At 67.8% G+C, this 23,785-nt stretch carries 25 protein-coding genes and 1 tRNA gene; 15 read left to right on the top strand and 11 right to left on the bottom strand.

The genetic code is table 11. The annotated features are described in order from the left end of the window. The first annotated feature begins 31 nt into the window (after positions 1–31). The 3 genes from DQG15_RS12350 to glpK all read left to right on the top strand — a co-directional run bounded on the left by DQG15_RS12350 (position 32) and on the right by glpK (position 3,788). Positions 32–550: a DUF421 domain-containing protein gene (locus tag DQG15_RS12350; protein WP_157968982.1), complete on the top strand. Its 519-nt coding sequence runs from the start codon at positions 32–34 to the stop codon at positions 548–550. A 99-nt stretch (positions 551–649) separates the two neighbouring features. Further along, entirely contained in the window at positions 650–2,227 is a 1,578-nt protein-coding gene (gene glpD / locus DQG15_RS12345; RefSeq protein WP_116085696.1) for a glycerol-3-phosphate dehydrogenase, read from the top strand. Between the two features lie 58 nt (positions 2,228–2,285). Then, a complete protein-coding gene (glpK, locus tag DQG15_RS12340; RefSeq protein WP_116085695.1) occupies positions 2,286–3,788 on the top strand; it encodes a glycerol kinase GlpK in 1,503 nt (500 codons plus the stop codon). 7 nt (positions 3,789–3,795) lie between these two features. Here glpK and truA read toward each other — a convergent pair whose 3' ends face one another. Beyond that, positions 3,796–4,563 (bottom strand): tRNA pseudouridine(38-40) synthase TruA, encoded by a 768-nt coding sequence (gene truA, locus DQG15_RS12335; protein WP_116085693.1) that lies wholly within the window; start codon positions 4,561–4,563, stop codon positions 3,796–3,798. A 110-nt stretch (positions 4,564–4,673) separates the two neighbouring features. On the opposite strand from truA, the gene DQG15_RS12330 reads away from it, so the two are divergent. Further along, the gene (locus tag DQG15_RS12330) at positions 4,674–6,092 is read left to right on the top strand and encodes a YcjX family protein (RefSeq protein WP_116085691.1); all 1,419 of its coding nucleotides are present in this window, start codon (positions 4,674–4,676) and stop codon (positions 6,090–6,092) included. Beyond that, entirely contained in the window at positions 6,089–7,123 is a 1,035-nt protein-coding gene (locus DQG15_RS12325; RefSeq protein WP_116085690.1) for a YcjF family protein, read from the top strand. Before DQG15_RS12330 ends, DQG15_RS12325 begins: the two co-directional genes overlap by 4 nt. Before the next feature lie 163 nt (positions 7,124–7,286). Here the strand turns inward: DQG15_RS12325 and DQG15_RS12320 are convergent, their stop codons facing one another. Both DQG15_RS12320 and DQG15_RS12315 read right to left on the bottom strand, forming a co-directional pair. Continuing rightward, entirely contained in the window at positions 7,287–8,060 is a 774-nt protein-coding gene (locus tag DQG15_RS12320) for a Bax inhibitor-1/YccA family protein (protein WP_116085688.1), read from the bottom strand. A 167-nt stretch (positions 8,061–8,227) separates the two neighbouring features. Then, a tRNA-His gene (locus tag DQG15_RS12315) sits at positions 8,228–8,304 on the bottom strand. A 145-nt stretch (positions 8,305–8,449) separates the two neighbouring features. On the opposite strand from DQG15_RS12315, the gene DQG15_RS12310 reads away from it, so the two are divergent. Then, positions 8,450–8,671 (top strand): DUF6324 family protein, encoded by a 222-nt coding sequence (locus tag DQG15_RS12310; RefSeq protein WP_116085686.1) that lies wholly within the window; start codon positions 8,450–8,452, stop codon positions 8,669–8,671. 7 nt (positions 8,672–8,678) lie between these two features. Here the strand turns inward: DQG15_RS12310 and DQG15_RS12305 are convergent, their stop codons facing one another. From DQG15_RS12305 to DQG15_RS12295, 3 genes are all read right to left on the bottom strand, one after another. After that, positions 8,679–9,422, bottom strand: coding sequence for a hypothetical protein (locus DQG15_RS12305; protein ID WP_157968981.1), 744 nt, complete (start codon positions 9,420–9,422; stop codon positions 8,679–8,681). 39 nt (positions 9,423–9,461) lie between these two features. Beyond that, positions 9,462–9,935, bottom strand: coding sequence for an MmcB family DNA repair protein (locus DQG15_RS12300; protein ID WP_232830835.1), 474 nt, complete (start codon positions 9,933–9,935; stop codon positions 9,462–9,464). Between the two features lie 274 nt (positions 9,936–10,209). Next, complete coding sequence (locus DQG15_RS12295; RefSeq protein WP_116085682.1) at positions 10,210–10,908, bottom strand: hypothetical protein; 699 nt, start codon at positions 10,906–10,908, stop codon at positions 10,210–10,212. A gap of 86 nt (positions 10,909–10,994) precedes the next feature. Here DQG15_RS12295 and DQG15_RS12290 point away from each other — a divergent pair, with 86 nt between their 5' ends. The 4 genes from DQG15_RS12290 to DQG15_RS12275 all read left to right on the top strand — a co-directional run bounded on the left by DQG15_RS12290 (position 10,995) and on the right by DQG15_RS12275 (position 14,748). Further along, positions 10,995–11,711: an endonuclease/exonuclease/phosphatase family protein gene (locus DQG15_RS12290; RefSeq protein WP_157968980.1), complete on the top strand. Its 717-nt coding sequence runs from the start codon at positions 10,995–10,997 to the stop codon at positions 11,709–11,711. A 110-nt stretch (positions 11,712–11,821) separates the two neighbouring features. After that, entirely contained in the window at positions 11,822–13,150 is a 1,329-nt protein-coding gene (locus DQG15_RS12285; protein ID WP_198665145.1) for a hypothetical protein, read from the top strand. 7 nt (positions 13,151–13,157) lie between these two features. Next, entirely contained in the window at positions 13,158–13,898 is a 741-nt protein-coding gene (locus DQG15_RS12280) for a hypothetical protein (protein ID WP_116085679.1), read from the top strand. Positions 13,899–13,944: 46 nt separating this feature from the next. Further along, positions 13,945–14,748 carry a hypothetical protein gene (locus DQG15_RS12275; RefSeq protein WP_116085677.1) on the top strand — a complete coding sequence of 268 codons (804 nt, stop codon included), beginning with the start codon at positions 13,945–13,947 and terminating at the stop codon, positions 14,746–14,748. 87 nt (positions 14,749–14,835) lie between these two features. Here DQG15_RS12275 and DQG15_RS12270 read toward each other — a convergent pair whose 3' ends face one another. The 5 genes from DQG15_RS12270 to DQG15_RS12250 form a co-directional block, all read right to left on the bottom strand. Then, positions 14,836–15,351 (bottom strand): CarD family transcriptional regulator, encoded by a 516-nt coding sequence (locus DQG15_RS12270; RefSeq protein ID WP_116085676.1) that lies wholly within the window; start codon positions 15,349–15,351, stop codon positions 14,836–14,838. A 242-nt stretch (positions 15,352–15,593) separates the two neighbouring features. Further along, a complete protein-coding gene (gene fdxA, locus DQG15_RS12265; RefSeq protein WP_116085674.1) occupies positions 15,594–15,929 on the bottom strand; it encodes a ferredoxin FdxA in 336 nt (111 codons plus the stop codon). A gap of 36 nt (positions 15,930–15,965) precedes the next feature. After that, a complete protein-coding gene (locus DQG15_RS12260) occupies positions 15,966–16,355 on the bottom strand; it encodes an RNA-binding S4 domain-containing protein (protein WP_116085673.1) in 390 nt (129 codons plus the stop codon). A 52-nt stretch (positions 16,356–16,407) separates the two neighbouring features. Then, positions 16,408–19,434: a helicase-related protein gene (locus DQG15_RS12255; RefSeq protein ID WP_116085671.1), complete on the bottom strand. Its 3,027-nt coding sequence runs from the start codon at positions 19,432–19,434 to the stop codon at positions 16,408–16,410. 63 nt (positions 19,435–19,497) lie between these two features. Then, positions 19,498–20,010: a tetratricopeptide repeat protein gene (locus DQG15_RS12250; RefSeq protein WP_232830834.1), complete on the bottom strand. Its 513-nt coding sequence runs from the start codon at positions 20,008–20,010 to the stop codon at positions 19,498–19,500. Positions 20,011–20,150: 140 nt separating this feature from the next. Here DQG15_RS12250 and DQG15_RS12245 point away from each other — a divergent pair, with 140 nt between their 5' ends. From DQG15_RS12245 to nusB, 5 genes are all read left to right on the top strand, one after another. After that, positions 20,151–20,438: an SCP2 sterol-binding domain-containing protein gene (locus DQG15_RS12245; RefSeq protein WP_116085670.1), complete on the top strand. Its 288-nt coding sequence runs from the start codon at positions 20,151–20,153 to the stop codon at positions 20,436–20,438. A gap of 53 nt (positions 20,439–20,491) precedes the next feature. Next, complete coding sequence (locus tag DQG15_RS12240; protein WP_116085668.1) at positions 20,492–21,433, top strand: alpha/beta fold hydrolase; 942 nt, start codon at positions 20,492–20,494, stop codon at positions 21,431–21,433. 104 nt (positions 21,434–21,537) lie between these two features. Beyond that, positions 21,538–22,689, top strand: coding sequence for a 3,4-dihydroxy-2-butanone-4-phosphate synthase (gene ribB / locus DQG15_RS12235; RefSeq protein ID WP_116085667.1), 1,152 nt, complete (start codon positions 21,538–21,540; stop codon positions 22,687–22,689). After that, on the top strand, positions 22,689–23,243 hold the full coding sequence (locus DQG15_RS12230; RefSeq protein WP_116085665.1) for a 6,7-dimethyl-8-ribityllumazine synthase: 555 nt from the start codon (positions 22,689–22,691) through the stop codon (positions 23,241–23,243). Before ribB ends, DQG15_RS12230 begins: the two co-directional genes overlap by 1 nt. Then, positions 23,240–23,698, top strand: a complete 459-nt coding sequence (nusB, locus tag DQG15_RS12225; protein WP_116085663.1) for a transcription antitermination factor NusB — start codon at positions 23,240–23,242, stop codon at positions 23,696–23,698. The genes DQG15_RS12230 and nusB overlap by 4 nt, the downstream gene beginning before the upstream one ends. The last annotated feature ends 87 nt before the right edge of the window (positions 23,699–23,785 follow it).

Raw genomic sequence — 23,785 nt, 5'->3', positions numbered from 1 at the left:
ACGAATGGCCACTCGGGTCCGTTCGCCCGTCATGACCTATATAGAGCCCTTCCTGCGTGCGCTGGTCGCCGTGCCGGTCCTGATCGTCATCGTCAGGATGAACGGGCTCCGGTCCTTCTCCAAGATGTCGAGCTTCGACTTCGCACTGACCGTCGCTACGGGCTCGCTCCTGGCGACGACGATCGTGGACACCCGCTCCAGCCTCGTCACCGCCCTGATCGGTATCGCTTCGGTCTTCGTCGTGCAGCGCGTGATCTCCTCATTCCGCCGCTATGCGCCGGACACCCAGCGGGTCTTCGACAACTCGCCGCTCCTTCTGATGGAGGACGGCGAGATCTTCGAGGCGAACCTCAAGGCCGCCCGTCTCACCCGGAGAGACCTGATGGCGAAGCTCCGCAAAGCCGGGATCGGTTCGCTGGAGGAGGTGCGCGCGGTGGTCCTCGAGACGACCGGTGACGTCAGCGTGCTTTCGGGAGAGCCGGGCGGGCCCGGGGTCGAGGACGCCATCATGCTCGGTGTCCGGCGCAGTGCCGGGCGAGCCGGGGCCTGAGCCATGGGCCTTAAGGGGTTTGACCCCGCCCTCAGCTGATTTAGCCTCTGTGCACCCGGGCCCGCCAGGGATCGCACGCAAACGGGAGGGAGACCCGACATGGACAGTACCGACATCTCCGATCTTTTCGTCATCGGCGGAGGGATCAACGGATGCGGAATCGCCCGCGACGCGGCCGGGCGCGGGCTGACCGTTCGCCTCGCCGAGATGAACGACCTCGCCTCGGCGACCTCCAGCGCGTCCACGAAGCTCTTCCACGGCGGGCTGCGGTACCTCGAGTATTTCGAGTTCCGCCTCGTCCGGGAGGCGTTGATCGAGCGGGAGACGCTGCTGCGCGCCATGCCGCACATCTCCTGGCCGCTGCGGTTCGTCCTGCCCTACACCGCGGACATGCGGTTCGAGAGCGACACGCCGACCTCGAAGCTCATGGGCGTCGTCATGCCGTGGATGAAGGGGCGCCGGCCATCCTGGCTGATCCGCATGGGCCTTGCGATGTACGACAATCTCGGCGGCCGGAAGATCCTGAAGGGCACCTCCACCGTCAATCTCAGGAGCGATATCGCCGGCCTGCCGCTCAAGGAGCGGTTCGACAAGGCCTACGAATATTCCGACTGCTGGGTGCAGGATTCGCGGCTCGTGGCCCTCAACGCCCGCGATGCGGCAGAGCGTGGCGCGAAGATCATGACGCGCACCAAGGTCATCGAGGCAAAGCGGGGCGACGGCGTCTGGGAGATCACGACGGACGGCCCGGAGGGCAAGCAGACCTTCCGCGCCCGCGCGCTGGTCAATGCCGGCGGACCCTGGGTGGAGCAGGTGATCAACCAGCGCATTCACGACAATACCCGCGAGGGCGTCCGGCTCGTCAAAGGCAGCCACATCGTCACCCGCAAGCTCTTCGAGCATGACAAGTGCTACTTCTTCCAGGGCACGGACGGGCGGATCATCTTCGCCATTCCCTACGAGGAAGACTTCACGCTCATCGGTACCACCGACGCGGTGCACGAGGATCCCGACCAGAAGCCCGAGATATCGGACGAGGAGCGCGACTATCTCCTCGCGTTCGTGTCGCAGTACTTCCGGGAGCCGGTGCGGCAGGAAGACATCGTCTGGACCTATTCCGGCGTGCGGCCTCTCTACGACGACGGTGCGAAGAGCGCGACGGCGGCGACGCGGGACTATGTCATCAAGCTGCATTCCGAGAGCGGCGCGCCCTACATCAACATCTTCGGCGGCAAGATCACGACCTATCGCCGGCTCGCCGAATCCGCGCTCGAACGCCTCGGCGAAGTCCACGACATGGGCGCGCCATGGACTGCGGGCGTCCCGCTGCCGGGCGGTGACTTCCCGGTCGATGGTGTCGACAAGCTGATCGCGGACCTCGTCGCCCGGTACGACTTCCTGGGCGAACGCTGGGCGAGGCGCCTCGTTCGCGCCTACGGCATGGATGTCTGGAAGATCCTCGGTGAGGCCTCGGAGGTCGGCGATCTCGGTCAGGATTTCGGTCACACGCTGACCGAGACGGAGGTGCGCTGGCTCATGAAGTACGAGTTCGCCCTCACCGCCGATGACGTCCTCTGGCGCCGCGGCAAGCTCGGACTGCGCCTGTCGCAGGAGGAGGCCGGACGGTTGGACGCCTTCATGGCGGACAACGCCGATCGGCTCGAGGCGGCGGAGTGACAATGGCGGGGACCGCCCCCCGCCCAACACAGTCTCACAAGACCCGAAGGGAGGGGGCATGAGCTACATTCTGGCCATCGATCAGGGCACGACGTCCACCCGCGCAATCCTGTTCGACCGGGACATGCACATGGCCCATTCCGCTCAGGAGGAGTTCGCGCAGCACTATCCCGCCTCCGGCTGGGTGGAGCACGATGCCGGCGATCTGTGGGACACGACCCTGCGGACGTGCCGCGCCGTGCTGGAGAAGGCCGAGATCCGCGCCGGGGACGTCGCCGCCATCGGCATCACCAACCAGCGCGAAACCACCGTCGTCTGGGACGCCGAGACCGGAAAGGCCATCCATCCGGCCATCGTCTGGCAGGACCGCCGCACCGCCGACTTCTGCCGCCAGCTCCGGGAGGAGGGACGGGAGGAGATGTTCACCAAGCGCACCGGCCTCCTGCTCGACCCGTATTTCAGCGCGACCAAGCTCAAGTTCATTCTCGACGAGGTCGACGGCGCGCGAGAGAAGGCGGCCGAGGGCAAGCTGCTCTTCGGCACGGTGGACAGCTTCCTGATCTGGCATCTGACGGGCGGCAGGTCCCACGTCACGGACGCCACCAATGCCAGCCGGACGCTGCTCTACGACATTCACAAGCGCCGCTGGTCCGAGACCATCTCGGATATCTTCGGCATCCCGCTGAAGATGTTGCCGGAGGTGCTGGACACGGGCGGGGAGTTCGGCGTGACGTCCGAAGAGCTGTTCGGAGGCGAGATCCCGATCCTGGGCGTCGCCGGCGATCAGCAAGCGGCGACTCTCGGGCAGGCGTGTTTCGAGCCCGGCATGCTGAAATCGACCTACGGCACCGGGTGCTTCGCGCTTCTCAACACCGGCGACAAGCCGGTGCAGTCCCAGAACCGGCTCCTGACCACCGTCGCCTACCAGTTCGATGGCAAGCCCACCTTCGCGCTCGAAGGCTCCATCTTCATCGCCGGTGCGGTCGTCCAGTGGCTGCGGGACGGGCTGAAGATCATTTCCTCCTCCTCCGAGAGCCAGCCCTTGGCGGAGAAGGCGGACCCGGGGCAGAACCTGATCCTCGTCCCCGCCTTCACCGGCCTCGGCGCGCCCTACTGGGATGCCGAGTGCCGAGGCGCGGTCTTCGGTCTGACGCGCAATTCCGGGCCGGAGGAGTTCGCCAAGGCGGCGCTGGAGAGCGTCGGGTTCCAGACGCGGGATCTCCTCGAGGCGATGACGGCGGACATCACGGCCGACCATGGCGGTGAGGAGCAGGCGGGGGACACTTTGCGCGTCGACGGCGGCATGTCCGCGTCCGACTGGGCGATGCAGTTCCTGTCCGATATCATCGGCGCCTCCGTGGACCGGCCCGAGGTGCTGGAGACGACGGCCCTTGGCGCGGCATGGGTCGCGGGGTCGCAGGCGGGCCTCTATCCCTCCTTCGACGGCTTCACGAAGAGCTGGAAGCTGCAGACTCGCTTCGAGCCGAAGATGAGCGAGGGGGATCGCGAGGAGCGGTACCGGCACTGGAAGGATGCGGTGAAGGCCACGATGTCCGTCTGAGCGGGCCTCAGCCGAACGGGTCTTCGGGGTAGGAGACCCCGGCGAGGTAAAGCCCGTGCGGCGGGCAGACCGGGCCGCATCGGGCCCGGTCCCGTGCCGCCAGCACCTCGCCCACACGCTCCGGCGGCCACGCGCCGGCGCCCACCCGCTCGAGCGTCCCGACAAAGCTGCGGACCTGCGAATGGAGGAACGACCGGGCGCGGACGTGGAAGTGGACCTCCGGCGCTTCCGGGGTTCCGGCCCGTTCGATCCGCAGCTCGTCCAGCGTGCGCACCGGACTGTCCGCCTGGCATTCGGAGGCGCGGAAGGTCGTGAAGTCGTGCCGCCCGAGAAGGTGACGGGCGCCGTCCTGCATGGCCTCCACGTTCATCGGCTGCGGAACCAGCCAGACCTTGCCCGCCTCCAGAGCCGCCGGCGCGCGGCGGTTCAGCATCCGGAAGAGATAGCGCCGCTCCGTCGCCGAAAAGCGCGCGTGCCACTCTTCGGACACCTCGGAGCAGGCCGTGACGGCGACGGGGTGGGGCTTCAGGTGATGATTGAGCGCGCCCATCAGGCGGAAGGGATCCCAATCCTTCGTCAGGTCCGCATGGGCAACCTGTCCCGTCGCGTGGACGCCGGCATCCGTGCGCCCTGCCGCGGCGATGGTGACGGGGGCGGGCTCCAGCCGTGCGAGCGCGGCCTCTACCGCGCCCTGCACCGAAGGGGCGTGCGACTGACGCTGCCAACCCGAGAACGGGCCGCCGTCATACTCGATGCGGAGGGCAAATCGGGGCATTGCGGGGCCTTAGCGCCCGACTGCGCGGCAGTCCATCCCGCGGCCGGCCTTTCGGAGCCCCCTTCGTCGCCCTACATTGTCGCCAAGCCAGGATCGAGGGGACGGATAGAGTGGTCATCGGGCGAATCGCCGACGGAATACTGCGCGGCGTCGAGGGCGCGAACGACCGCGTGACCGGGCTCTTCGAGCCCACCATCCGGCTTGGCGTCACGGGCCTCGCGCGCGCCGGCAAGACGGTCTTCATCACGTCCCTCGTGGCCAATCTGATGGATCGCGCGCGGATGCCGGGCCTCTCGGGCACGGCGAACGGCGCGATCAAGGCCGCCTGGCTCCAGCCGCAGCCGGACGACACCATCCCCCGCTTCGCGTTCGAAGAGCACCTGAGCGACATGACCGGCCCCGCGCCGCACTGGCCGGACAGCACCCGCGCGATTTCCGAGTTGCGCCTGTCCCTAAAGGTGCAGCCCCAGGGGATGCTGGGATCGGTGTCCGGGCTCCGGACGGTGCATCTCGATATCGTGGACTATCCGGGCGAATGGCTCCTCGATCTGGCGCTGATGGAGCAGGACTTCGCGGAGTGGTCCCGCGGCATGATCGAGGCCGCCGAGGGCCGCCCCGAGGCCGCGCCCTACCGGGAGGCGCTGGCGGGGCTCGACCCCTCCGCCGAGTTCACGGAAACCGCCGCGCAGGGGCTCGCAAGGGCCTACACCGCCTATCTCGCGGCCGCGCGAAAGGCGGGCTACGCCGATTGCTCCCCCGGCCGCTTCCTGATGCCCGGCGATCTCGAGGGCTCTCCGGCGCTGACCTTCGCGCCCGTTCCGCCGGGGGAGGGGCGCTTCCCGCGCGGCTCCCTCGGGCGGGAAATGGAGCGCCGCTTCGACGCCTACAAGGGACAGGTCGTGCGCCCCTTCTTCCGCGATCACTTCTCCCGGATGGACCGGCAGGTCGTCCTCGTGGACCTTCTGGGGGCGATCCATGCGGGCCCGCACGCCGTCGCCGATCTCGGCGAGACCATGGAACGCATCCTCGGCGCCTTCCGGCATGGCAAGCGGAACTGGCTGACCTCCCTCATCGGGGCCCGACGGGTGGACCGGCTCCTCTTCGCCGCGACCAAGGCCGATCATCTGCACCACACGCAGCATGCGCGGATGACCGCGATCATGGCCGCGCTCCTGCGCGGGGCGAAGGACCAGGCGGATTTCGCCGGCGCGAAGACCCGCGCGCTCGCGATCGCGTCTCTCCGCGCGACGGTGGAGGAGATGCGGGAGCATGACGGCGAAGAGCTCGGCATGGTGCGCGGACGGCTCCTCGACACCGGCAAGGAGGTCATGCTCTGGCCGGGCGAACTGCCGGAGGACCCCGCCCGCATCCTCAAGCCCGCCCGCGCCGGAGGGGGCGCATGGCTCGACGGCGATTACGGGCTGATGCGCTTCGCTCCCGCGCCGGTCGTCCTCAAGCCGGGGGAGGGGCCGCCGCACATCCGGCTGGACCAGGCCGCCGACTTCCTGATCGGAGACCGTCTGAGATGAGTGACGAGACAGCACGTCCCGGCCGACGTCCGGTGATGATCGAGATCGACGCCGAGACGCGGGGTGCCCCCGGAATGAGCCCGGCAGAGGCGCCGCCGGTGCCGGACGCGCCCCGCTCCGAAGCCCCGCGCGGGCAGGCGATGAAGACGCTCGCGGCCCTCGGTGCGCGGCGCTCGTCGGGAGCCGCGAAGCTCTTCTGGGGTGCGCTCGTGTCCCTCATCGGCTTCGCGGCGTCGGTCGCTGCGTGGTCCTTCGTGACGTCCCTTCTGCAGGCAAACCCGGTCCTCGGGATCATCGCGGCCGGCCTCGTCTCCGCCGTGCTGCTCGCGCTCATCGCGATGGCGATCAAGGAGGCTGCGAGCTTCTGGCGCCTCGGGCGGCTCGACCACATCCACCGGGATGCCGAAGCGGCCCTCGCCGGCGCCGATCTCTCCCTCGCGCGCAAGAGCGTGGCGTCGCTTGAGAAGCTCTATGCCAGCCGGAGTGACCTCGAATGGGGCCGTGCGAGGCTGGCGGAGCGCAAGGGCGACCTCTTCGACGCGGACGCCCTCCTCGGCCTCGCGGAAGCGGAACTAATGGGCCAGCTCGACCTCGCCGCGCGGGCGGAGATCGAGGCGGCGGCGCGGCAGGTCGCGGCGGTCACGGCGGTGGTGCCGCTGGCGCTGGCGGACGTCTTCACGGCGCTTACGTCGAACCTTCGTATGATCCGGCGCATCGCCGAGATTTATGGCGGGCGGTCCGGAACGCTCGGCACGTGGCGGCTCACCCGCTCCGTGCTGACCCACCTCGTGGCGACGGGCGCCGTCGCCGTGGGCGATGATCTGATCCACACCGTTGCGGGCGGCGGGCTGTTGTCACGCCTCTCCCGCCGCTTCGGGGAAGGGGTCGTGAACGGCGCCCTGACGGCCCGCGTCGGCGTTGCGGCGATGGAGGTCTGCCGCCCGCTTCCCTTCCAGCGCTTGCGCAAGCCGACGACGGCCAACCTCGTCGGCCGTGCCCTGACCGGGCTCTTCGACAAGGACGAGGACTAGGGCGGCGAGGCCCCCGGCGGGCGGGCGCGCCCCGGCCCCATCGGCGGGGTTTGCACAGAATGTATGCCCGCCCGATCATCCGGCCGTAATGTTCCGTCCCTCCAGACATAAAAAAGGCCCGCCAAATGGCGGGCCCTGACGTCCGGTTCGGAGCTTCTGCAGCTTATTCGCGATTGCCGAAGAGCTGGAGCAGGAACATGAACATGTTGATGAAGTCGAGGTAGAGGCTCAGCGCGCCCATGATGGCGGCCTTGCCGAGCCACTCCGAATCGCCGTGGTGGGCGTGGGCGATGTACTCGGTCTTGATCTTCTGGGTGTCATAGGCGGTCAGGCCCGCGAAGATCAGCACACCGAGGGCAGAGATCGCGAACATCACCGCCGGGGAGGCGAGGAAGATGTTGACGATCGACGCCACGACCAGGCCGATCACGCCCATGATCAGGAACGATCCCCAGCCGGAGATGTCCTTCTTCGTCGTGTAGCCCCAGAGGGACAGGCCGGCGAAGGCGATCGCGGTGATCAGGAAGACCTGTGCGATGGAGTAGCTGGTGAAGACCAGGAAGATGGAGGACAGCGACAGGCCCATGACGGCTGCGAACGCGTAGAACACGAGCTGCGCGGTGGCGGCGGACATGCGGTTGATCCCGGCGGAGAAGCCGAAGACGAAGATCAGCGGCGCGAACATGATGAGCCACTTCAGGGGCGACGCGTAGATCGCGTAGCCGAAGTCGGTCAGGTAGGTGTTCGCGCTGATCTGGTACGCCGTCGGCGCATCGCTCGTCGCAAGGCCGGAAATCGCCCAGGCCGCGAGCGCGGTGATCAGCATGCCCACGGACATCGTGCCGTAGACCTTGTTCATGTGGGCCTTGAGGCCCGCGTCGATCTGAGCGGTGCGGACGCCAGCGGTCCCCGTTCGGATCGTGTCAAATTGTGCCATCCATACCTCCAGTCGAAATCGTTCCCGCGCGAGGGCGGGCTTCGTTGTGCAATATCGGGAGGAAGTCCCGCGTATTCAAGGTTTTCCGGAGGACCCAACGCGCTCGTGAGGTTAACGGGCGACAGGATGCGCGCCGGCAGCGGAAGAAACTTGAACCAAGGGGAAGATGGTACCGCCTGCCCGGTTCGAACGGGCGACCTCTTGATCCACAATCAAGCGCTCTAACCAACTGAGCTAAGGCGGCACGGGCCGAGGGTTTAGCGCCCGCGAGCGGTCCGCGCAAGGGGCGCAAGGACGATTTCCCGCCGCTTGCCACACCGTGCCACGACGGTATATCCCCTTCTATCCACCGTCCACAGGGGCGGTCAGGCAGCATCCGAAGGGACGCCATGAGCATCGACAGCGAAATCGACATTACTGCGAACCTGCAGATCGGCCCGACCACGGCGGGAATGGTGCGGATCTATGTCGAGGCCGAAGGCGGGATCGAGATCCCGCTCGACTTCGAGCCGGACGAGGCGGTGGAGATCGCCGAGGAGATCCGCGCCGCGGCCGAGGCTGCGCGGGCGAAGGCGGGCGGTGGCAAGCAAGGCGGCAAGAAAAAGCGCTGAGACGCCGTCAGGCCGCCTCTCTCTTGCGCCATTCGGTGCGCCCGTCCGGATGGACGATCTTCTCCAAGTCTCGTTCGTCCCGCCATTCCCGACCGATGTCGCGGATGATGGGGCGGTCGTTCCGGCCGGGCAGGACCTGACAGCGCAGCGGCTTCAGGAATTCGCTCAGGGCGGGGTTCTTCTTGCGGCCCCGCATCTGCTTCTCCGGATCCAGTCTCGTATCCATCCGCGCTGCGGCCCCGCGCACGAACGAGCCGGTGAAGAAACCGGGGCTCGTCCCGAAGATGGGTCGCGTTTCGGTCCGGATCGCCATGCCGAAAAGGCGGGTACGCACCTTGCGCGAGACGAGGTCACGAGAGGGGCCCGTCCAGTCGATATGCTGGGACAGAAGAGGCATGGCCGCGACGTTCCCGCGCCCCAGATCGGCGATATCCGCCGGCCTGACGTCTTCGTCGAGCAGCCAGTCATCCTCCAGATGGAAAACGGTGGATCCCGTCGTTCCGGCCCACAGACGCTGCACCGCGGCGGCGAATCCGGGCTCCTGCGGTTCATGAAGAATGATATCCGGAAAAGCGGATGTCAGGATCTTTCGGCACGCCGCGTGATCGGCCTCGTCACCGCCGAATGCGTCGAGGTTGGCCGAAACGCGGCATATGTCGAAATGTCGGAAGAGCCTCGCCTCAAAGGAGGCGAGCGTCCGTTCCAGAAGGGCCGGCCGACGGCCGGATACGATGACAATTTCGAGGTCCACGATGGTCTCCAGCAAGTCGGGCCGGACCCGCATAAATGATCAGGTGGAAATCGTGAAGCTCGGGTCGCGCATAAGTTGAAGGCGGCGCGCGGCGTGACGCGCGAATTTCTGACACATAACCTTGCGCCTCGCCCCGGCAAGCTTGGTCTCCGGCCCCATGCGCAGGATCTCGCCGTCATAGGCATCCGCGATCGCGAGGCCGGTGCCTTCGGGAAGAAGGTCGGTCGGGAAGGTCTCGTCCACCGCCCAGAAGAAGCGGTCGCACCACTCAAGATAGCCCTGCCACTTGCGATCGGACATGTAGTCCGCCCGGCTCGACTTGCATTCGAAGATCCAGATCTCTCCCTTCGGCCCCATCGCCATCACGTCGACCCTGAGGCCGGGGGTCGGAACCAGCTCCTCCACGGTCACGAACCCCGAATGTGCCATCATCCGGCAAATGCCTCGGGCGATGAGCTGGCCGGGCATCAGCGCTTGGGCGTGGGAACTGTCTGTCGCAGGGTCGAACGGCATGGGTCGATGATGAACACAACGGGAACGTCCGCGCAAGCCGGCCTCGCCGGAGCGTGATGGCGAGAGCAGGCGGTCGCGGTCACGGAAATCGCTCCGGCCCCTTGCCGAGGCGCGCACCGCGCCTTATCTCGCGGCTTGGCGGATCTGCCCTTCTCGTTCATGGGGTCAAATTCCGGTGGCCTTAAGCAATTCCGAGGGAGCTGGCTCTGATCGGGCCGTGGTCCGGTTACCTGGCGCCCACCTGTATATACAGGTCCTCGGGAATTGGTTGCCCCTACGGATGCGGCGGTCCCCGCCACCTGTCTTCTCCCCGCGCGCCCGGCTTCAGCCGCTGGCGCCCGCGGCGGAGAGAGAACCTGCGCCTGTTCGCGTCGATGAACTCCTCGATGAGATCCGAAACGAAGCCGCCCTCCCTCCGTTTGAGGTAGAGATACCCGGCAAGCGCCGCGATGCCCGCGCCGAGGCAATCCACGATCAGATCCCACATCGTGTCGACGAGCCCGGATTTCTGCATGTTCATGCCGAAGGTCTGGTCCATGACGAACTCGAAGATCTCCCAGACCGCTCCGATGGACACCGCGAAGCAGAAGGACAGCATGGCCAGCGGCCCGGCCGGCGCAGCATACCGGTCGCCCTCGAAGAGGAAGAACAGAAACACAAATCCCACGATCCCGAGCCCGACTGCCGACGCGCCGTGCAAGATCATGTCCCACCACCAGAATCTCTCGTAGAAGTCGAAGGCCTCGCCGAGGAATAGAGTGGCGAACACGAACAGGCAGACCCCGGAGAGAAACTTCGCCGGAAGCACGATGTCGAACCGCGACACGAACAGCGACGGCGCCAGGGTCAGCAAGAAGGACGACACGGCGAGAAAGAGAATCGACCAGTGGCCATGCCACGCCGCCTGCGCTGCCGCTGCGGTCAGCACGAGCCAGATGGCCCAGACGAGGAGGGGCTGATGACGAAATTTCATGCGCGGGACGCTGCGACGAGTGCTCACGGAGCACAAGGTATCCGCAGACGATTTCAGGGCCTCCGTTGCACGGGGGGGCCTTGCGCGTGAGCCTTCCACCGCCTCTCCCGGGCAAGCTGAGACTGGCAAGCTGGAACGTGCGCAAGTGCTTCGGTCTCGACTGGCGCCGGGATCCCGAGCGCGTCGCCCGCGGGATCGCCCGTCTCGGCGCGGACGTCGTGACCTTGCAGGAAGCGGACTGGCGTCTCGGTCCGCGCCACTCCGCGATCCCGCCCGATACGATCCGCGAGCTGGCCGGAATGGAGCCGCTGCCGGCGGGGAAGGGCACGTCCCTCGGTCATCACGGCAATGCCATGCTGGTCCGCGAGCATGTCGAGGTCGCATCGGTGACGCCGTTCGACCTGATGGGGATAGGCCGGGGCGGCATTCTCGCCGAGTTGTCCGTGCGGGAGATGCCCTTCCGCCTCGTCGGCACCCATTTCTCGCTCGTCCGCCGCACGCGGCTCAGCCAGCAGGTCGAGATCGTGAAGCGCCTCTCCGCCCTCGAGGCGGGGCCCGTCGCGATCATGGGGGATTTCAACGAGTTCAGCCGCACCGCCGGGTTCGCCCCGTTCCGGGTGTCGAAGTTCGACGTTCGCGAGGTCGGGAATTCGTTCCACGCGACCTACGCCTGGGCACCGCTCGACCGCTTCGTTCTCAAGGGACTGCACATGATCCGCGGCGGCGTCGCCGATGGCCCGGAGTTCCGCCGCGCGTCCGATCATCTGCCGATCTGGGCCGATATCGCCTGGCCGCCGGGGTGACCGGACGCCGGGCCTACCTGCGCGGGCACCGTCCCACCGATTAGTCATTTCGATCGAGGCACATCGCGAGGTAGAGTGACCGCTGCAAGGGGAAGCGGGGGACGTCACGGATGGATGCAGACGAGCGCAGGATGGGTCGCGCCGAAGCGCGGGGTCTGCGGCACGCGAAGGAACTCGAGGGCCATATCGGCATACTCGACACGTTCACCCCGACCGCGCTCGGCGTCCTCGCCTGCGCGTCTGGCATCTACACCTATCTCGGCGTGTCTTCCCTCCTCGACGATTCGGGCGCCTTCACCTTCTTCGCGGCGATATCCTACTCCATCGCCGTCTCGGTCGGGATCTTCGTCTTCTGGTCCTACCTGATGCGCCTGCTGCCGGCGGTGAAGACCGCGGGCGCGCGCATCGGGCTCATGGCGTCAATGGCGCTCGGCTCGCTCGCCATCGTCGCGATGTCCTCCTGGCTGAACGCGGCTGCGCTTGCCGGAGCGGCGGCGGTGGAACAGCATCTCGCCAATACCGTGCAGGAGTATCAGGCCAGCCTCGAGCGGGCACACCAGATCGCGGTAAGTGCGCAGGGGCTCGAGCTCGACGTGTCCCGCGTCCGCCAGTCCTTCGAGGATCTGGGGGAGCAGGAGGCGACGGGGGATCTGTCCGGCATCGCGGGCCGCGGCGCCGTGTTCCGCGTGCTGCGGCAGAAGTCGCAGGAACTGGAGACCCTCGAGACGCAGATCGCGGCGCAGGATCCGCTGGTGGATCGGGCCTTCGCCGAGGGCAACGCCATCCTGTCGCGGATGCGGGCGCTGACGGTGGCACAGGGCTCCGTCGAGGATCGCTCCGTGACCTTCTCCGAAGAGGCCGTCCGCCTGGCCGGGATCATCACGCAGCTTCGCCAGCTTTCCGTCGCGCCTCTGGTGCAGCGCGCGGCGCAGGACCTTCGCGCGTCCGTCGTCCTGCCGGAACTCGATGGCTCCAGCGATGCGATCCGTCAGGGCCAGCAGGCGACGATCACCTCCGTCCTCGAGGTCCTCGGTCAGCGCGCCCAGACGCTGGAGGCCGCGGCGCAGCAGGTCATCGAGATGCCAGCCCCGGACGAGGTCGCGTATACGCCCATCAGCACGGCGGACGCGGTGATCCGGTACGCGTCGAACTTCGCCCCCTCCTGGGCCGGCGCCATCGCGATCGACCTGTTGCCGGCCGTGCTCGTCTTCATCCTCATGGTCGTGCAGTCGGCGATCCGCTCCGGGCGGGAGGGCACCCGGATCGAAGATTCGCTGACGCTTGCCGAGATGCGCGCCGCGATTCTCGCGATCAGGGACGTGGAGGAGGCAAGCCGGCCCTCGGATCCGGGCCCGGGAGAATACGAGGGGCCGCCACGGCCGGAGCGCATGTCCGAGGGGCCGAAGGCCGTCGGCTCCGGTCCGCGACCGGCAGGCTGATCCGGCGATGAACACGGCCTCAGCGATCCGCGCCATCTTCGGTCTGCAGATCGGCATCGCCCTTGTCCTGCTGGTTCAGGACTTCTCCGGGGCGCTGCCGCAGCTTGGCTGGCCGGGGACCACCGCACCCCAACTCGATCAGCCGATCCGCCCCGGCGACCAGCGCCGCCGGTTCGATCCGGAACGCCTGCCTGCGCCCCCCGGCGTCGACCTGCCGGACGGGATGGACATGCCATCGAGCCTCTTCTTCGAGGAGACCGGCGCGAACACCGCGCGCATTTCGGGGACGATCCGCCCCGGCGACGCCGATCGCTTCACGGACTGGCTCGGCGCCCGCTCAGAGCCCCTCCTCGAGGTCGCGCTTCTCTCCCCCGGCGGTTCCGTGTCGGACGCGCTCACGATCGGCCGGCGCCTGCGGCAGGACGAGATCGACACGCGGATCGAGACGAACGCCGTCTGCATGTCCGCCTGTCCCTACATGCTGATGGGCGGGCCGGAGCGCTTCGTTAGCCGGGAGGGCGCGGTGGGTGTGCACCAGCACTACTACGGGGAGAATACCCTGCTGCCCGCCTTTCTCGCCGTGAAGGACATCCAGTCAGGGCAGGCGGAGGTGATGGATTATCTCGGTGAGATGGGCATCGACCTGCGCCTGATGAAACACAGCCTCGCCACGCCGCCGGACGAGATCTACGTGCTCGTGGAGGAGGAGTTGACCGAGTACGTTGTGGCGACCGAGGTGACGGACTAGGGCGGGAAGACCTTCCGTAGGTCACTTTACCTGCGATCAATAACGGATGGCGCACCGATACGACTCCGTTTTCGTCTCCAGCCTCGGCCATTCGGGGTCGACGCTGCTCGACTTTCTTCTCGGCACGGGCGGTCATGCCGTCAGTCTCGGGGGGTGGAAATGCGTCTGGCAGCGTCCAAGGGCGGAAGTGACCGCGCAGACCTGTTCCTGTGGCGCACCGGCGCTGGACTGTTCGTTCTGGGGCGTCCTGATCCCGCGTCTGCCGGAGGGCCGATCGCGGGGCCCGGCGAACGTCGTGCTGCACGATACCTTCGCGGAGCTCTTCCCCGGCCGGATCATGGTCGACAGCTCCAAGGACGCCAATCACCTGATCGAGCATGTGAGCCGCCGACGGACGCTGGTGCTTCACGTGTCGAAAGATGTGCGGTCATGGGCATGCCGGTGGATGGATCGGCCGAACCGCGCGGGAAAGCGCAAGGGTGGCCTGACCCTGATACGCGAATGGCACCGGCGCGAGACGGCCGCCGTCAGACGCACCCGCGGGATGGTGGACGGCACGGACTGGATGCAGATCGTCTACGACGACCTCGTTCTCGGAATCGAGGCGGAGGCAGAGCGGATCAATCGGCGGACCGGCGTGGACCTCATCGACACCTCCGTCCCCTTCACATCGGGAGAGCACCACATCCTCTACGGCAACTCCATGAAGGGCCGCACGGACGGGCGGATCCGCTACGATGCCCGGTGGCTCGGGCGGTCGGACTGGCTCGTGCCGTACCTGCTGGTGCCCCGCGCACGGCGCTACAACGAGGCGCTGCGGCGGGGTGAGGCGCCGGGGCAGGGGGACTGACCCCGGACGCCCCGCTGCTGCTGCCGACGAAAAAAGGCCCGCCGCGGATCTCCGGGGCGGGCCTCCTTACATCGTGCCGAAGCTGGTTCAGGCGGCGGCGACGCGGCTGACGAGAACGTCGTCCACCTGGCGCTGCGCATCGTCCTCGCCCTTGCCGGAGACCGCGGCGATTTCGCGGGTCAGGCGCTCGAGGGCGGCCTCGTAGAGCTGGCGCTCGGAGTAGGATTGCTCGCGCTGATCGTCGGCCCGGTGCAGGTCGCGGACCACCTCGGCGATGGCGATCAGATCGCCCGAATTGATCTTCTGCTCATATTCCTGCGCACGACGGGACCACATGGCCTTCTTGACCTTGGCCTTGCCCTTCAGGGTCGTCATCGCCTTGTCGACCGTCTCGGGGTTCGAGAGGGAGCGCAGGCCCGCTTCCGTCGCCTTGTTGGTCGGAACGCGGAGGGTCATCTTGTCCTTCTCGAAGGAGATGACGAAGAGCTCAAGCGAGATCCCCGCGACCTCCTGCTTCTCGATCGAGACGATCTGTCCGACGCCATGCGCCGGGTACACGACGTAGTCGTTGGGGCGAAACTCGATCTTCTTGCTCTTGCTCATGGTATTTCCTCGTAAGCGTGCCCGCGGAGGCCAAAAGGCCCCGCCCGTGGAGCATGTGCTTCACGACCGCGGCACTGCCGGTGGTGTCATGGCCCGGGAAGGAGGCAAACGCGCAGAATCGCCCGTTCCGAAGGCATCGAAACGATCATATAGCACGAAACAGGCTACATTTGAAGGACCGGCAGCCGCAGGCGGCTCGTCGCCCTGCGGAAAGACGCTTAATTTGCGGTGAAGAGACGGCCTCAGCCGCCCTCGCCGGCGCCCTCGGCGAAGAGCTCCATCTTGCCGTCCTTGCCGTCCATCTCCTCGGCGCCCTCGAGCGGGTCCTTCTTCGTGACGATCACGGGCCAGGCTTCGGAGTACTTGCGGTTGAACTCCACCCACTTGTCCATGTCCGGCTCCGTGTCCGGCCGGATCGCGTCGGCGGGGCATTCGGGCTCGCAGACGCCGCAATCGATGCACTCGTCGGGGTGGATCACCAGCATGTTCTCCCCCTCGTAGAAACAATCCACGGGGCACACCTCGACGCAGTCGGTGTATTTGCAGGCGATACAGTTTTCAGTGACGACGTAGGTCATTCGCTGGCCCTCGGACGATGCGGAACGTTCGGCGACCTATTCGCTTCCGGCGAAAGGATCAAGCGCGCCGCTGCGTGTCGCATCCATCCGGCGGCGTTCCTTCTTGGTCGGCCGGGGGCCCGTACGAACCGGCGCCCCGTCATCGCGCGGCTCGGGCGGCGGAGACAGATCCTCGTAGAGCGCCTGTGCTTCCGGGGCGGGGCCGCGCCGGGTGCCGACATCCAAGATCCGCACGACCCGCACGCGGTTGCCGGTCACGAAGGTCAGGGTGTTGCCGGGGCCGACACTGCGGGAGGGCTTGGAGATCCGCACGCCATCGACGCGGATCCCGCCATCCGAGACGGCCTTGGCCGACAGCCCGCGCGACTTGAAGAACCGCGCGTGCCAGAGCCACTTGTCGACGCGTATCGAGGGCGTGTCCGTCACCGGGAGGCTCTGTCCCGGTGACGGTGCCGAAGGCGGCTGTCCGCCCCCGCCGTCAGCGCTTGTCCTTCAGCGCCGCGAGCGCGGCGAAGGGGTTGTCGGGATCGATCGGCTTGTCCTTCTTCGGAGGACGCGCCTCGAAGGCCCTGGGGGCGTTGCCGGACTTGCCGTCCTTCTTTCCCCCGCGCGGGCCCTTGCCTCCGGGTTTGCCGCGACCGCCGGCCTCTGCGCGCGGCTTGCCGCCGCCCTTGCGCTGCGCCTGACCGCCGCCACGACGGCTCTGCTGGCCGCCGCGCCGTCCGGCCCAGGTGAAGGTGTAGAAAATCTCGGTCTCGCCGGTAGGCTGCGGTGCAGATTCTGCCGGTGCCGCATCTGTGTCCGCCGGGCTGGCCTCGGGGGCGGGCGCTTCGGCTTCCGACGTCCCTTCAGCCGGTGACGGCTCCTGCGCAGCCGGCTCGGCGGAGGGAACGGCCTCTACCTCGGATGCCCCTTCGGCGGTCGGCTCGACCGGTGCTTCGGGGGCGGCGGCCTCCGAGGGTGCCGGCGTCTCGGCCTCGGAGACCGGTTCGGCCTCGCCCGGAAGGGGCGCGGAAGCCTCGGTCTCGGCGGAGGGGACGGCCTCAGCCTCGGACGCTCCGGCCTCGGATGCGCTCTCTGCCTGTGCCTCGTCCGTCTTCGCGGGTGCCGACGGAGCCGCGGGCGCGCGCATCTTCTCGCGTTCGCCCTTTTCCGCGCGGTAGCCGAGGCCGTCCATCAGGGCGGCGAATTGCTCGAGCGTGAGGCCGGTGATCGACAGCATGTCCGCCGTCGCCTCGAAGCCGCCGCGGCTGTCCATCGGGCGGAGCTGATCGGCAAGGCGCTCCAGCATGTCGATGCGAATGGAGCGCTCGCCGGCAACGCGGTAGCCCGCCATCAGCGCGTAGCCGTCCGGCGCATCCTTCGGCGTCGGGATCGTCACGAGGCCCGGAGGGGGGCTCTCGGGAAATTCCTGGAGATTGTTCCACAGCGACCACAGCACGAGCCGCAGGCGCGTCGGCGCCGGCTTGAGCAGGAGCGGCATGAAAATGGTGAACTGGCCGAAGCGCAGGCCATGCTTCCGCAGCGCTCCCCGCGCTTCCTGATCCAGCGACCGGACTTCCTCGGCGACGGCACCGCGCTCCAGAAGGCCCATGCCCTCGACCATGCGGAAGGCGAAGCCGCGGGCGAGACCCGTGAGCGCCTCGTCCGACGACAAGCCGAGAAGGGGCTCGAAGAGGGCGGCGATCTTGCGGCCGATGAAGTGATCCAGCCTGCGCGCGACCTTTTCGGCCACACCCTCGCCCGCCTCGTCATCGACGAAGACCTCGACCCGCGGCTTGAGGGCGTCGGACCCTTTCACCAACTTGCCGATGGCGGAGGAGCCCCACATGAGGCCACCCTGTTCGGTGAAATCGAACTCGGTATCGGGCGCGTTGTAGAGACGATCCGCGCGCAGCGAGAACTCGGGCTTCAGAGCAGCAAGGGCTGCCTGCCGCACCGTTTTCGCCCCGTCGGGATCGCCGGACTTATCCTGGCTGAACCGGAAGCCGTCCAACCGGCCCACATGTTCGCCCTCGACGGTGACTTCACCGGTCTCGCTGACTTCGGCCACAAGGCCCTCCCTCTGCTTCAGTCGGCGCAGAAGCACGCTCGTGCGCCGGTCCACGAACCGCTGCGTCAGCGCCTGGTGGAGCGCATCGGACAGTCGGTCTTCTACAGCGCGCGTCTCGTCGCGCCAACGTCTTTCGTCGTCGACCCAGCCGCTGCGCTGCGCCACATACGTCCATGTCCGGATGTAGGCCAGACGCTTTCCCAACGCATCTATGTCGCCGTCGGTTCGGTCGATGCGTTTCACTTGCCGCGCGAGCCAGTCATCCGGGACCCGGCCCCATTCGCGCAGGAAGCCGAAAATGCGGCCCAGGAGGGATGCGTGCTCGGCTGCGGAGATGCCCCGGAAATCCGGAATCCGGCAGACATCCCAGAGCAGGCGCACATCGCGGGCGTCCCGGACGGCGTCGATCACCTCGGGCATTCCCATCAGGGCGCGCAGGGCCGCCAGGTCGTCCGATTCGCGTGTTCTCTGAAGAAGATCGCCCTCGGCGGGGCGCTCGAGGGAGGCTTCCAGCCGCTGGGGCGAGCCGAAATCGAGATCGTGATTGCGCCACAGCAGTTTCTTCACCGGCGAGAATCGGTGGTCCATGATGGCGGAGGCGACCTCGTCGTCGATCGGCGGCGCCTCCCCGGTCGTGCCGAAGGAGCCGTCCTGCGTGTAGCGGCCGGCACGCCCGGCGATCTGTCCGAGTTCGTTGGGGGCGAGGGGGCGCATCCGCCGCCCGTCGAACTTCGACAGGCCCGCGAAGGCGACATGCCGCACGTCGAGGTTCAGGCCCATCCCGATCGCGTCCGTGGCGACGAGGTAGTCCACGTCCCCGTTCTGGTAGAGATCGACCTGCGCATTCCGCGTGCGCGGGGACAGGGCGCCCATGACCACGGCGCAGCCGCCCTTCTGGCGCCGGATCAGCTCCGCGATGGCGTAGACGCTTTCGGCGGAAAAGGCGACGATGGCGGAGCGCGGCGGCATCCGGGAGATCTTCTTCGGCCCGGCATAGATCAGCTCGGAGAACCGCTCCCGCCGCATGAACTGCACGCGCGGCACCAGCGCGGCGATCACGCTGCGCATCGAATCGCTGCCGAGAAACAGCGTCTCGTGCAGGCCGCGGGCCCGCAGGAGCCGGTCGGTGAAGACGTGGCCGCGCTCGGGATCGGCGCAGAGCTGGATCTCGTCGATCGCGAGGAAGTCGCAGCCGGTGCCTTCCGGCATCGCCTCCACGGTGCAGACCCAGTACTGCGCCTTTGGCGGAACGATCCGCTCCTCTCCGGTGACGAGCGCGACGACGCGCGGGCCGCGGATGGCCACGATCCGGTCGTAGACCTCCCGCGCCAGAAGGCGCAGCGGAAGGCCGATGATCCCGGTCCGATGGCCGAGCATCCGCTCGATCGCGTAATGGGTCTTGCCGGTATTCGTCGGGCCGAGGACGGCCGTCACGCTGGGGCGATCGTGCATGGAAGGGAGCCTATCCGGCGGTTGAGCGGGGGGAAAGGGCAGGCGGCCCGGAAAGCTGGCGGATCAGAGGGTCCGGCCGCCGGTTTCCTGTTCGAGCCGTTCGATGGCCCGGCCAAGCTCCTCGCGATGCGGGTTGACCTCCTCGACCCTGCGATAGGCCTGCAGCGCCAGCTCCTTCTCGTCCAGCTCGTCGAGGATGATCGCGAGCCCCGCCAGCGCACCGAAATGCCGCGGGTTCAGCTCCAGCGCCCGGGCGATGTCGGACATCGCGGGCCCGTAGAGCCCGGCCTGGTAGTACGCGGTCGCACGGGCATTCCAGCCTTGCGAGAAATCGGGCGCATGATCGACGAGGGCGGTAAAGTGGTCGATGGCAAGCTCGGTGTCGTTTTCGGCCAGCGCCTCGTTGCCGCGCTGTAGGAGCAGGTCCATCGCCGGTGAGCCGCTTTTCGACCACTCGCGCATGATGTCGGCCTCGATCTGCTCCCAGCCGCGGGTCTCCGGATCGGCGAGGCGCTCCAGCATACCCTCCACGTCCGCGCCGGTCCCCTGGGCGAGGGCCGCGGAGAAAAACGCCATGCTGCACAGAAATGCCGCAGCGACGACGTTGAGGGAAGGGCGCAAACGTTCCATATCTCGATGGCGATCCTAGAGAGACTTCGGGCGCGATGAAATGCCCCGCGAGGTCACATTTGGCGGAAGCGAAGGAGCCAGGACCCATGAGCCAGACAATCGACACGGCAGTCGCCAAGCTGTCCGAGAAATATGAGGGCGGCCTCGGCGGAACCGCCAAGTTCGTGATCGGCGACGAAGGCTCGATCATGATGGACGACGCGGGCGTGCGCGAAGGCGACGACGCGGCGGACGTGACGATGACGGCGGATGCCGAAACCTTCCAGTCCATCCTCGACGGGGACACGGATCCCACCGCTGCGTTCATGTCCGGCAAGCTGGCCGTGGACGGGGACATGGGTCTTGCCATGAAGCTGGCAGGCATCCTGTCGTGAGCGGCGGCGCGGCCTCCACCCGGCCCGGACGTGACGGCCCGCGGACAGGGGAGATGACCCCCGCGCCGTTCCTGGCCGACATCGCCGACGCTCCGGAGGAGGCCCGCGCGTTCTGGCTGACCACGCCGAGGGGGCTGCGCCTCCGGATGGCTCATCTCGGCCGGGGGGGCGCAGGCACCGTCCTCATCTTCCCCGGCCGCACCGAATACGGCGAGAAGTACGGGCCTGCGGCGCGGGTCTTTGCCGAGGCGGGCTTCGGCTCCGTCGCGGTCGACTGGCAGGGGCAGGGCCTCGCGGACCGTTTCCTTCCCGATACCGCGACCGGCCATGTCGACAGGTTCGCCACCTATCAGGACGATGCGGATGCGGTCCTGGCGGCGGTTACCGAGCTTGGACTGCCCGGCCCGTTCTACCTCGTCGGTCACAGCATGGGCGGCTGCATCGGCCTGCGCGCGCTGCACCGGGGGCTCCCTGTCGCGGCCGCGGCCTTCTCCGCGCCCATGTGGGGCATCGGGATGCCGCCGCATCTGCGACCGGCCGCCTGGCTGATCTCGGGGGCCGGCGGCGCGCTCGGCTTAGGCGGTCGCTATGCCCCGGGCACGTCGCCCGAGAGTTTCCTCGCGAACGTCCCCTACGAGGGCAACACGCTGACGACCGACCGGGAGCGGCTCTCCTGGCTTCAGTCCCATCTTGTCGCGCATCCCGAACTGTCCCTCGGCGGTCCGTCCCTGACATGGCTTCTCGAGGCGTTGCGGGAAATGCGGGCGCTTCGCCGCCTCGCTCCGCCGCGCGTGCCGTGCCTCACCTGGGTCGGCTCGAACGAGCGCATCGTCGATACCGCCGCCATCCGCGCGACCATGGCGCGCTGGCCCGGCGGGCGGCTCCATGTCGCGCCCGGAGGCGAGCACGAGCTGATGATGGAGCGCCCGGAGATCCGGGATGCGTTCTTCGAGGACATCATCGGCCATTTCTCCCGCCACCGCCCGGCGGGCTGAGGGCGAGGGCGGGCCCGGAACGCCGCGTCCTGCGGCGCCTCACCGCTCTGGCCAAAGGGCCGTGCCTGTACTATCTGCCGCCCGATCCGAACGAGCCCGAGGACATGACCGTGACCGATACCCCCAAGAGGGCCGACCCCCGCCCCGGCGCGGCTCCCGAGGGGGAGTTCAGCGGCGCGCTCTCCTCCGTCGAGGAGATCATCGAGGAAGCGCGGGCCGGGCGCATCTTCATCCTCGTCGATCACGAGGACCGGGAAAACGAAGGCGATCTCATCGTGCCGGCCCAGATGGCGACGCCCGAGGCGATCAACTTCATGGCCGTCCACGGGCGCGGGCTGATCTGTCTTGCGCTCACCAGCGAGCGGATCGACGCGCTCGGTCTTCCGCTGATGGCGGCCAGCAACTCCTCCCGTCACGAAACCGCCTTCACCGTTTCCATCGAGGCGCGCGAAGGCGTGACCACCGGGATCTCCGCCGCCGACCGGGCGCGCAGCGTCGAGGTCGCGATCGATCCCGAGGCGACCGGCGCGGATCTCGCGACGCCGGGCCACGTCTTTCCGCTGCGCGCCCGCGAGGGCGGCGTGCTCGTCCGCGCCGGGCATACCGAGGCCGCGGTGGACATCTCCCGTCTCGCCGGGCTCGATCCGTCCGGCGTCATCTGCGAAGTGATGAACGACGACGGTACCATGGCGCGCCTGCCCGAGCTCATCGCCTTCGCCCAGAAGCATGGCATCAAGGTCGGGACGATCTCCGATCTGATCTCGTACCGTCGCCGCCACGACAACCTCGTCCGCCTCGTCCAGGAGCGCGACGTCGAGAGCATGCATGGCGGCGAGTGGCGCATGCGCATCTTCCGCGACGAGGCGCAGGGCGCCGAGCATATCGCGCTGACCAAGGGCGACATCGAGACAGGCGGTCCGGTCCTCGTGCGGATGCACGCGCTCGATCCGCTTCAGGACGTGGCCGGCATCGGCGAGACCGGCAGCCCGACCGAGTTCTACGACGCGATGCGGGCCATTGCGGGGGAGGGCCGCGGAGCCGTCGTCCTGCTGCGCGATCTGTCGATGCAGATCGCCACCGGCCCCGAAGCCTCGCCGCAGACGCTCCGGCAATACGGCGTCGGCGCCCAGATCCTCGCCGCGCTCGGCATCCACCAGATGGAACTCCTCACCAACTCGCCCGCGCCAAAGGTCGTCGGGCTGGAGGCGTACGGTCTGGAGATCACCGGCACACGTCCCATCCCGAGGAGCTCCTGATGGCCGGCCAGAGCCACCACACGCTGCCCGCCCCGACCTTCGAACAGGCGCCGAGGCTCCTGATCGTCGTCGCGCCCTACTACAAGGATATCGCTGGCGAACTGGTCGCCGGCGCCAAGGCCGCCATCGAGGCCGCTGGTGGCACATGGGAGATCGCCGAGGTGCCGGGCGCGCTCGAAGTGCCCATCGCCATCCGCATCGCCCATCGCCAGTCCAACTTCGACGGCTTCGTCGCGCTCGGCTGCGTGATCCGGGGCGAGACCACCCATTACGACACGGTTTGCAACGACAGCTCCCGCGCGCTGACGCTCCTCGGGCTCGAAGGGGCCTGCATCGGCAACGGCATCCTGACGGTGGAAACCATGGAGCAGGCCGAGACCCGCGCTGAGGCGGCCGGCCAGAACAAGGGCGGCGGCGCGGCCGAAGCCGCGCTACACCTGATTGCGCTGACGCGCCGCTTCAGCCGGCCCGAACGCGGCATCGGCTTCAAGCCCGCCAGCGCCGAATACCGCCTCGCGACAGGGGCAGATGACGAGGATCCGAAGACGGCATGAGCTCGAACAAACGCCAGATGCGGTCCGCCGCGCGACTCTATGCGGTGCAGGCGCTCTTCCAGATGGAAAGCTCCGGACAGACCACCCGTGCGGTGGAGAAGGAGTTCGAGGACCATCGCTTCGGCGCGGCCTACGAAGGCGAGGAAATGGCCGAGGGAGACGTCGATCTCTTCCGTGCTCTCGTCGATGACGCGGTGAACGAACAGGCCCGGATCGACCAGATGACGGACCGGGCCCTCGTTGCCAAATGGCCGATCGCCCGGATCGACACCACGCTACGCGCGCTGTTCCGCGCCGCCGGGGCCGAACTCGTCCGCGCGGACACACCGCCGAAGGTCGTGATCAACGAATTCGTCGATATCGCCCGGGCGTTCTTTCCGGAAGGCCGCGAGCCCTCCTTCGTCAACGGCGTTCTCGATCACATGGCCCGGGAAGCGCGTCCCGAAGCGTTCTGAGGGAGCGGGCCGGGACCCAGGCCCCGGTCCCGCGTGACGCCGCACTGGTCCGTTGAATCGTGGCGACCGGGGATGCAGACACGCGCC

The sequence above is a fragment of the Tropicimonas sp. IMCC34011 genome (assembly GCF_003390865.1).
Lineage (GTDB): Bacteria > Pseudomonadota > Alphaproteobacteria > Rhodobacterales > Rhodobacteraceae > Tropicimonas_B.
The sequence above is the reverse complement of the archived record's forward strand: the minus strand, read 5'-3'. Positions and strand labels throughout refer to the sequence as shown.

Bases quoted from the DNA above. Each gene is read 5' to 3' on its own strand.
- DQG15_RS12350 (WP_157968982.1), top strand. From the start codon at position 32: ATGACCTATATAGAGCCCTTCCTGCGTGCGCTGGTCGCCGTGCCGGTC.
- glpD (WP_116085696.1), top strand. From the start codon at position 650: ATGGACAGTACCGACATCTCCGATCTTTTCGTCATCGGCGGAGGGATC.
- glpK (WP_116085695.1), top strand. From the start codon at position 2,286: ATGAGCTACATTCTGGCCATCGATCAGGGCACGACGTCCACCCGCGCA.
- truA (WP_116085693.1), bottom strand. From the start codon at position 4,563: ATGCCCCGATTTGCCCTCCGCATCGAGTATGACGGCGGCCCGTTCTCG.
- DQG15_RS12325 (WP_116085690.1), top strand. From the start codon at position 6,089: ATGAGTGACGAGACAGCACGTCCCGGCCGACGTCCGGTGATGATCGAG.
- DQG15_RS12320 (WP_116085688.1), bottom strand. From the start codon at position 8,060: ATGGCACAATTTGACACGATCCGAACGGGGACCGCTGGCGTCCGCACC.
- DQG15_RS12310 (WP_116085686.1), top strand. From the start codon at position 8,450: ATGAGCATCGACAGCGAAATCGACATTACTGCGAACCTGCAGATCGGC.
- DQG15_RS12300 (WP_232830835.1), bottom strand. From the start codon at position 9,935: ATGCCGTTCGACCCTGCGACAGACAGTTCCCACGCCCAAGCGCTGATG.
- DQG15_RS12295 (WP_116085682.1), bottom strand. From the start codon at position 10,908: ATGAAATTTCGTCATCAGCCCCTCCTCGTCTGGGCCATCTGGCTCGTG.
- DQG15_RS12285 (WP_198665145.1), top strand. From the start codon at position 11,822: ATGGATGCAGACGAGCGCAGGATGGGTCGCGCCGAAGCGCGGGGTCTG.
- DQG15_RS12280 (WP_116085679.1), top strand. From the start codon at position 13,158: ATGAACACGGCCTCAGCGATCCGCGCCATCTTCGGTCTGCAGATCGGC.
- DQG15_RS12275 (WP_116085677.1), top strand. From the start codon at position 13,945: ATGGCGCACCGATACGACTCCGTTTTCGTCTCCAGCCTCGGCCATTCG.
- DQG15_RS12270 (WP_116085676.1), bottom strand. From the start codon at position 15,351: ATGAGCAAGAGCAAGAAGATCGAGTTTCGCCCCAACGACTACGTCGTG.
- fdxA (WP_116085674.1), bottom strand. From the start codon at position 15,929: ATGACCTACGTCGTCACTGAAAACTGTATCGCCTGCAAATACACCGAC.
- DQG15_RS12255 (WP_116085671.1), bottom strand. From the start codon at position 19,434: ATGCACGATCGCCCCAGCGTGACGGCCGTCCTCGGCCCGACGAATACC.
- DQG15_RS12250 (WP_232830834.1), bottom strand. From the start codon at position 20,010: ATGGCGTTTTTCTCCGCGGCCCTCGCCCAGGGGACCGGCGCGGACGTG.
- DQG15_RS12245 (WP_116085670.1), top strand. From the start codon at position 20,151: ATGAGCCAGACAATCGACACGGCAGTCGCCAAGCTGTCCGAGAAATAT.
- DQG15_RS12240 (WP_116085668.1), top strand. From the start codon at position 20,492: ATGACCCCCGCGCCGTTCCTGGCCGACATCGCCGACGCTCCGGAGGAG.
- ribB (WP_116085667.1), top strand. From the start codon at position 21,538: ATGACCGTGACCGATACCCCCAAGAGGGCCGACCCCCGCCCCGGCGCG.
- DQG15_RS12230 (WP_116085665.1), top strand. From the start codon at position 22,689: ATGGCCGGCCAGAGCCACCACACGCTGCCCGCCCCGACCTTCGAACAG.
- nusB (WP_116085663.1), top strand. From the start codon at position 23,240: ATGAGCTCGAACAAACGCCAGATGCGGTCCGCCGCGCGACTCTATGCG.